This is a genomic window from Lysinibacillus sp. EB271-A1-10B, assembly GCF_058791335.1.
The window spans coordinates 87,902-94,723 of sequence record NZ_JBYTDL010000020.1; the positions used below are offsets into that span (position 1 = coordinate 87,902).

At 37.7% G+C, this 6,822-nt stretch carries 5 protein-coding genes, 2 tRNA genes and 1 riboswitch; of the genes, 1 reads left to right on the forward strand and 6 read right to left on the reverse strand.

All coding sequences use genetic code 11. The features are described 5' to 3' along the window. The 3 genes from AC3WSK_RS20445 to AC3WSK_RS20455 form a co-directional block, all read right to left on the reverse strand. Entirely contained in the window at positions 1 to 693 is a 693-nt protein-coding gene (locus AC3WSK_RS20445; RefSeq protein WP_079562985.1) for a response regulator transcription factor, read from the reverse strand. A gap of 60 nt (positions 694 to 753) precedes the next feature. Then, complete coding sequence (locus AC3WSK_RS20450) at positions 754 to 1,680, reverse strand: serine hydrolase domain-containing protein (protein ID WP_079562984.1); 927 nt, start codon at positions 1,678 to 1,680, stop codon at positions 754 to 756. 367 nt (positions 1,681 to 2,047) lie between these two features. Then, complete coding sequence (locus tag AC3WSK_RS20455) at positions 2,048 to 3,508, reverse strand: amino acid permease (RefSeq protein ID WP_492414418.1); 1,461 nt, start codon at positions 3,506 to 3,508, stop codon at positions 2,048 to 2,050. An 83-nt stretch (positions 3,509 to 3,591) separates the two neighbouring features. Continuing rightward, positions 3,592 to 3,768, reverse strand: a riboswitch (Lysine riboswitch). A gap of 172 nt (positions 3,769 to 3,940) precedes the next feature. Between AC3WSK_RS20455 and AC3WSK_RS20460 the strand changes: the two genes are divergently transcribed. After that, the gene (locus AC3WSK_RS20460; protein WP_079562982.1) at positions 3,941 to 5,149 is read left to right on the forward strand and encodes a CynX/NimT family MFS transporter; all 1,209 of its coding nucleotides are present in this window, start codon (positions 3,941 to 3,943) and stop codon (positions 5,147 to 5,149) included. 78 nt (positions 5,150 to 5,227) lie between these two features. On the opposite strand, the gene AC3WSK_RS20465 is transcribed toward AC3WSK_RS20460, so the two are convergent. The 3 genes from AC3WSK_RS20465 to AC3WSK_RS20475 form a co-directional block, all read right to left on the reverse strand. Next, positions 5,228 to 6,274 carry a nitric oxide synthase oxygenase gene (locus tag AC3WSK_RS20465; RefSeq protein ID WP_427484502.1) on the reverse strand — a complete coding sequence of 349 codons (1,047 nt, stop codon included), beginning with the start codon at positions 6,272 to 6,274 and terminating at the stop codon, positions 5,228 to 5,230. A gap of 398 nt (positions 6,275 to 6,672) precedes the next feature. After that, positions 6,673 to 6,744, reverse strand: a tRNA-Glu gene (locus AC3WSK_RS20470). Position 6,745: 1 nt separating this feature from the next. Further along, positions 6,746 to 6,822, reverse strand: a tRNA-Asn gene (locus AC3WSK_RS20475).

Sequence of the window (6,822 nt, forward strand, 5' to 3'; positions counted from 1 at the left end):
TTACCCTTCAAATTTGTAGCCGATCCCCCAAAGCGTTTTAATATACTTAGGGTTGGACGGATCGTCTTCAATTTTTTCTCGTAATCTTCTTATATGTACATTAATAATATTTTCATCTCCATAGTAAGAATCATTCCAAATCAATTGATAAATTTGCTGCTTCGTATAAACTCGATTACGATTTGTCACAAATAACGTTAAAATAGCAAATTCCTTTGACGTGAGCTTTACATTTTGTCCATTCTTCTCAACCGAAAAATTAACAAGATCTATCGATAAGTTGTCTATCTCTACTATATCTGCCTTATCCTCTACTTGACTGGAGTATTTTGTAGCTCTTCTAATTGCGGCTTTGACACGTGCAGAAAATTCTAGCATCGAAAACGGCTTAGCGATATAATCATCTGCCCCTAATCCTAATCCTAATGCTTTATCAACATCACTATCCTTCGCTGACATGATGATAATTGGAAGTGATGCTTGCTCTCGTATAATCTTTAAAACTTCTAATCCATTAAGCTTCGGTATCATAATATCCAAGATTACTAAATCAAAGGGATTGTTTAAACAATTTTGTAATGCTTCTTCTCCATTTACTGCAGAGGTGACAAGGAATCCCTCCATCGTTAAATAGCTTTCTACCATTTCACGAATGGCTTCATCATCTTCTACTAGTAAAATGTGCTTTTGCATTTCCATGCACCTCTATTCTAAAATGTAAAATTTCATTTTAACGGCTCCTCATCATAACGATTATCTTAAGATGTGATCCTTTATTAATTGAAGCGGTAATAAACTAGTTTCATACAAATCACCTGTGATAGTAATAACTAGTTCTTCCTTTGGCCAAATAAAAATATATTGCCCCCCAAAGCCTAATGCAAAGAAATATTGATTATCTTCCGAAAAAGCTTTAGTTTCATTCTGTTTATTTACCCACCAATGCATCCCGTAATAACCGATTTTTTCATAAGTCATCAAATTCGGCTTTATCGAATGGTTAATCCAATCCTCTGAAACTATCCTTTTCTCGTTATATACGCCTTTCTTTAAAACTAAGAGCCCTACTTTCATCATATCTTCTGCCTTTAATAAAAGACCATCTGCCCCTTTACTAATTTTCTTCTTATCCTCGTACCACTGATATTCTTGAATACCTAATGGTTGAAATAAATAACGATTGGCAAATTCTTTTGTTTTCATATTCGTAACTTGCTGCAATATAGCAGATAGTATATGGGAGCAACCCGAGTTATAATTCATATGCGCACCCACTGGATGTACCATTGGACGATTCACTATAAATTTTACTATATCAGAATGAAATACCATAGGAGCAAAACAATTCCATTCTCCGAATTCCGGGAAATCTAACCCTTCCGTCATTGTTAAAAGGTGATATATTGTCATATCCAACTTACGTTTGTCATCTTGCCGTTCGAATAGTTCAGGAAAAAAAGAATGGATAGGTATATGAACAGATTCCAAATATTTATGATCTATTGCAATGCCAAATAAAATTGAAAGAATACTCTTTGTACAAGAATTAATTTTATGAAGTTTCTGTTGTTGTTTGTTGTTTTTATAGTATCGAAATATCGTTTTACCGTGACTATTAATCAAAAAAGTATTAATCTTTTCTTTTTTTAATCTGTTTTGTAAAAATGGATAGTCTATCATCTTCCCCCTCCTTTGATTATTTGTCCTCACCTATTAAGATTTACGTGCAGTTATTTCTATTGAATGAAGATAGATGGTATACGTTTCAATAAATTCCATAACCAAAATTTAGTGGTTATTCATTTCTAAAACAGTTTACCATATTAAGGTTGGGTACCAAAAATGGATGGACGGTCTGAAAAACTATAAAAACGTATCAGTGTTCACTATTATGGGGATGCAGTTTTTGAGGCTTAAAGGATTTTACTTTTCACTGACAGTTTTTTCTCTGACAAGATTATATGTTTGAGCTTGCAAATTCATTTTTCAACTAAAAAAACTGCCCTGCAAGCCATTTTCTACGGCTCACAGGACAGTTTATTATTTATTAATCTACTTTTAAATCACATTGCTCAAGCGGAAGCATTTTTGTTTTATGCTTAATTTTATAGCCAAGCCATAACAGTAAGAACAGTGGAATACCGATATACGAGACAAGGACTCCGTACCAATCTACTGAACCACCCATAAAGGCATTGTAGTTTTGTCCAATAACAACAATCATACAAACCGTAAAGGCAAATAGCGGACCGAATGGGAATAATTTTGCTTTATACGGCAACAATTTTGGATCTAATCCCTGTACATCGAACGCTCGACGGAAACGGTAATGGCTAAATGCAATTCCTAGCCAAGCAATGAAGCCAGACATCCCAGAGGCATTTAGAAGCCACATGTAGACCACACCATCACCAAAGAATGAAGCTAAAAATGCTAGGGAGCCGACAGCTAAAGTCGCCAGTAATGCGTAAATCGGAATTCCTCGACGGCTTAGTTTAGCGAAAAATTTAGGTGCATGTCCATCTACCGCTAATTGCCAAAGCATACGAGAAGATGCGTACAGCCCTGAATTCCCTGCTGACAGCATTGCCGTTAGAATGATAGCATTCATCAATGATGCAGCAAAGGCAATTCCTAAACGATCGAACACCAGTGTAAATGGTGAAACAGCGATATCTTCAGATAGCAAACGTGCATCTGTAAACGGAATCAACAGACCAATTGCACCGATCGCTAAAATATAGAATAAAAGAATTCGCCAGAAAACGGACTTAACAGCTTTCGGAATATTTTTACCAGGATCATCTGTTTCACCTGCTGTTATTCCAAGTAATTCTGTTCCTTGGAACGAGAATCCCGCAGCTAAGAAAATACCAAATGTAGCAAGGAAACCACCGTGGAATGGTCCATCACTAATAAAGAAATTCGTAAAGCCTACCGGAGCGTTTCCTCCTAAAATACCAAATATCATTAAGAAACTGATGATAATAAAAATGATTACAGTTACAACCTTTATCATGGCAAACCAATATTCACTTTCACCATAGCTTTTTACCGATAATAGATTGAACGATAATACAACAGCAATAAATAAAACAGTCCAAAGTGCTGATGAGCTATCTGGGAACCAATATTTCATAATCAATGATACAGCAGAAATTTCTGCCGCAATTGTAATTGCCCAGTTGTACCAATAGTTCCAACCAAGTGCAAAGCCTAGAGCTGGATCCACAAATTTTGTAGCATACGTACTAAATGAGCCCGATGATGGCATATAGGCTGCCATTTCACCTAAGCTCGTCATTAAAAAGTAAACCATGATACCGATTAATGCATAAGCAAGAAGTGCACCGCCAGGACCTGCTTGTGCAATGGCACCACCACTAGCTAAAAACAATCCTGTACCGATTGTACCGCCTAATGAAATCATTGTAATGTGACGGCTTTTTAATTCTTTTTTCAACTTTGGCGCTTTATGGCCGAGCTGATTGACTTTAATTTCATTCACAATTTAACTTCCTTCCTTTTAAGAGGCGAAAAAAATGCCATCACATGAACGGCAGTGATGGCTAAGTAAATCCTCTGTTCTTTCAAAATGATAGCTCAACACGTTGTCCAAACGTGACAGTTCTGTTCCTTTCGGAGACAGCCCCAGCATGAGGTTTTCAAGTCCCCTCACACTTCGGCAGTATTTCCTTTCAACTAATATCTTAAATGCTTGTCATTTCCATTAGCATACTCTTAAATACCGCGACCTCTACCTCAATATAAACATGAGGCATATTATTAAATTTATGATGAATATTATTCTAACATATGACATATGGCATTTCAATAACTCAAGTAACATTCTATATTTTGTGAATTTTCAACTATTTTTATTATTGTGATAAAGTGGTATAGTGGTTCAATCATAATTGTTCTAACAGGGGGGATTTATTTGACTACTCATGAACATACCGATACTTATCCTAGCAGGAAAATTAACTGGAAAGGTACAACATTATTACTAGTGATCGGCGTAATTTGTATTGCCTCGACATTACGGATGCCGCTAACAGTTGTTGGACCTATTATTTCCTTTATCCGAGAAGACCTCGGCATATCCTATGCATTAGCGGGCTTTCTAACAACAATCCCATTGCTAGCATTTGCAATTATCTCACCTTTCGTACCAATTGTCGCACGTAAAATCGGGCTAGAACTAACATTATTTTTATCGACTATTCTTTTGGCATTAGGGATTGTACTGCGCTCCCTCGGTACAACTAGTTTGCTCGTATTTGGCACTGCGCTAATTGGTATAGCCATTTCATTCGGTAACGTACTTATTCCAGGATTACTTAAATTGAAGTTTCCTTATCACGTAGGTTTACTTATGGCCTTTTTCACAATGTCGATGAATTTGACAGCTGGGCTCGGCGCTGGCATTAGCTATCCTGTTGCCCATTCATCAATTGGCTGGCAAGGTGCACTGGCAGTCGCACTTGTTCTCGTGGTGTTAACCATTTTAATTTGGATTCCACAGTTGAAATTTAATAAGCCGGAGCCTAATGTTAAAACTACGAAAGAACGTACACCTTTATGGAAATCACCTGTAACTTGGGCAGTAGCGGGAGCTATGGGATTTCAGTCGTTATTATTCTATACAACCGCTGCTTGGATTCCTGAAATATATATAGCACAAGGATTAGCTGCAGATCGTGCAGGATGGATGTTTTCCATCATGCAATTTTCACAAGTACCAATGGCCTTAGCTGTGCCTATTATCGCTAGTAAAATGACATCTCAGCGACCTCTCGTATTCATGTTTACGGCATTTTACTTAATTGGTTTTATCGGACTAGTAATGGAATGGACAAACCTCGCTATACTTTGGATGGTACTACTAGGCTTAGCCGGAGGAGCTTCATTCTCATTAGCGATGATGTTCTTTACATTACGTACCCGTACCGCTTTTGAGGCAGCTGATTTATCAGGTTTTGCACAATCATTGGGGTATTTATTAGCTGCAATCGGTCCAATCTTATTCGGTTATTTACATGATATATTCGGTGGCTGGGATATTACTGGTTGGTTATTTGTTGTCGTAGCATTCATACTCTTCTTATGTTCATTTAGAGCTTCTAAAAATGAATATGTAAATTAAAAAAGGTAGCGCATGATCTTATTTCAGCGGGTGTTTGGACACCCGCTGAAATAAGTTAACGTGAGCTGCCTTTCTCTATTAATAAGGTGGTTTCTGATAAAAATAGTTCGGTGTATTGTAAACATTAACATAAGGCTTGTGATAAATATGAGTTGTAGCTGGCGAAAGAGGTGGAATCAACCATGTCCAATTGCCTGTAACCTCACGATTTGCTGCTGCTTCTGCTTCCTCAAACAATTTAAATTGTTGTGCAGCTGTATGATGATCTACAATGCTCACCCCATCTTCTTTAAAAGAATGTAGAACGGCCATATTCAGCTCAACTAATGCTCGGTCACGCCATAGAGATGCCTGTTTAGCTGTATCAAGGTTAAAAATTTCTGCTATAGCGGGTAGCATATTATAGCGCTCATGATCTGCTAAATTACGTGCCCCGATTTCTGTACCCATATACCAACCATTGAATGGAGCTGTCTCAAAGTCGATACCTGCCATTTGGAAGCGCATGCTCGAAATAATCGGCACTGCATACCATTTCAATCCTAGCTTTTCTACTTGAGAAGATTCTGGATGGCGAATCGGTACCTCTAGCACATATTCGTCAGGGATTATAAACACTTGTGGCTCTCTATCATCCACCTGTACGACAAGCGGTAGCACATCAAATGCTGTTCTCTCACCTTGCCAGCCAAGTGATTCACATACTTTCGTAAACGCAACGGAATGCGGATCACCAACGATTCCATATTCCGTTTCATAGCCTGCATAGCGGATTAGCTGATGATTCCATATACGAACTCGTCCTGGTGCAAAAATCGTTATTGTCGGACGAATTTTCCCATCATTTGTTGCGTATTGAATATGTTTAAGCAAAGCGTTGAAGATATCCTCTTCATGTGAAAGATCACGGGCATCAACAACATGTAGCGATTGCCAAAACAATCGACCAATACACTTATTACTATTACGCCACGCCACTCGTGCACCAAAGATTAGTTCTTCCGTTGTCGGTATATATTCTCCAGCTGTTTTAATATATTGTAATTTATTTTCTAGCCATATTTTTGACTCGTTTTGCTCTACTTGATAAAGTTCTAAAAATCGTTGTACTTCATGTAAATTCATATCGAACTCCTCCATCTACCCTCATATTAGAGGAATGGAACTATTATCACCACGAAAAAATCTGCAAAAAAACATACATATTTTATATATGAAATACTTTGTTCAATATTTCTTATCATTTTTGGGATTAGGGAAGAGATAGACATCTTCGCTTCAAGTGCTATTATGAGAATTTCGGGGGGATTATACCTTTTTGTATGTAGAAATTGGTTATACAAGAGATATCTTCAGTTGCAAAACCGATTTTGTTTATCATGATTAAGCCTTTCGCAATACTTAGGAATAGACGTTATTACACGGCCATTAGAAATAAAACTTCCTTAACACAAAGGGTGATCCTTTTTAGCTTTTAATTGGCATAAAAAAAAGCATGTTACACGAATGTGCAACATGCTTGATGACCCCTACGGGATTCGAACCCGTGTTACCGCCGTGAAAGGGCGGTGTCTTAACCACTTGACCAAGGGGCCGTGGCTCCGAAGGCAGGACTCGAACCTGCGACAACCTGATTAACAGTCAGGTGCTACTACCAACTGAGCTACTTCGGA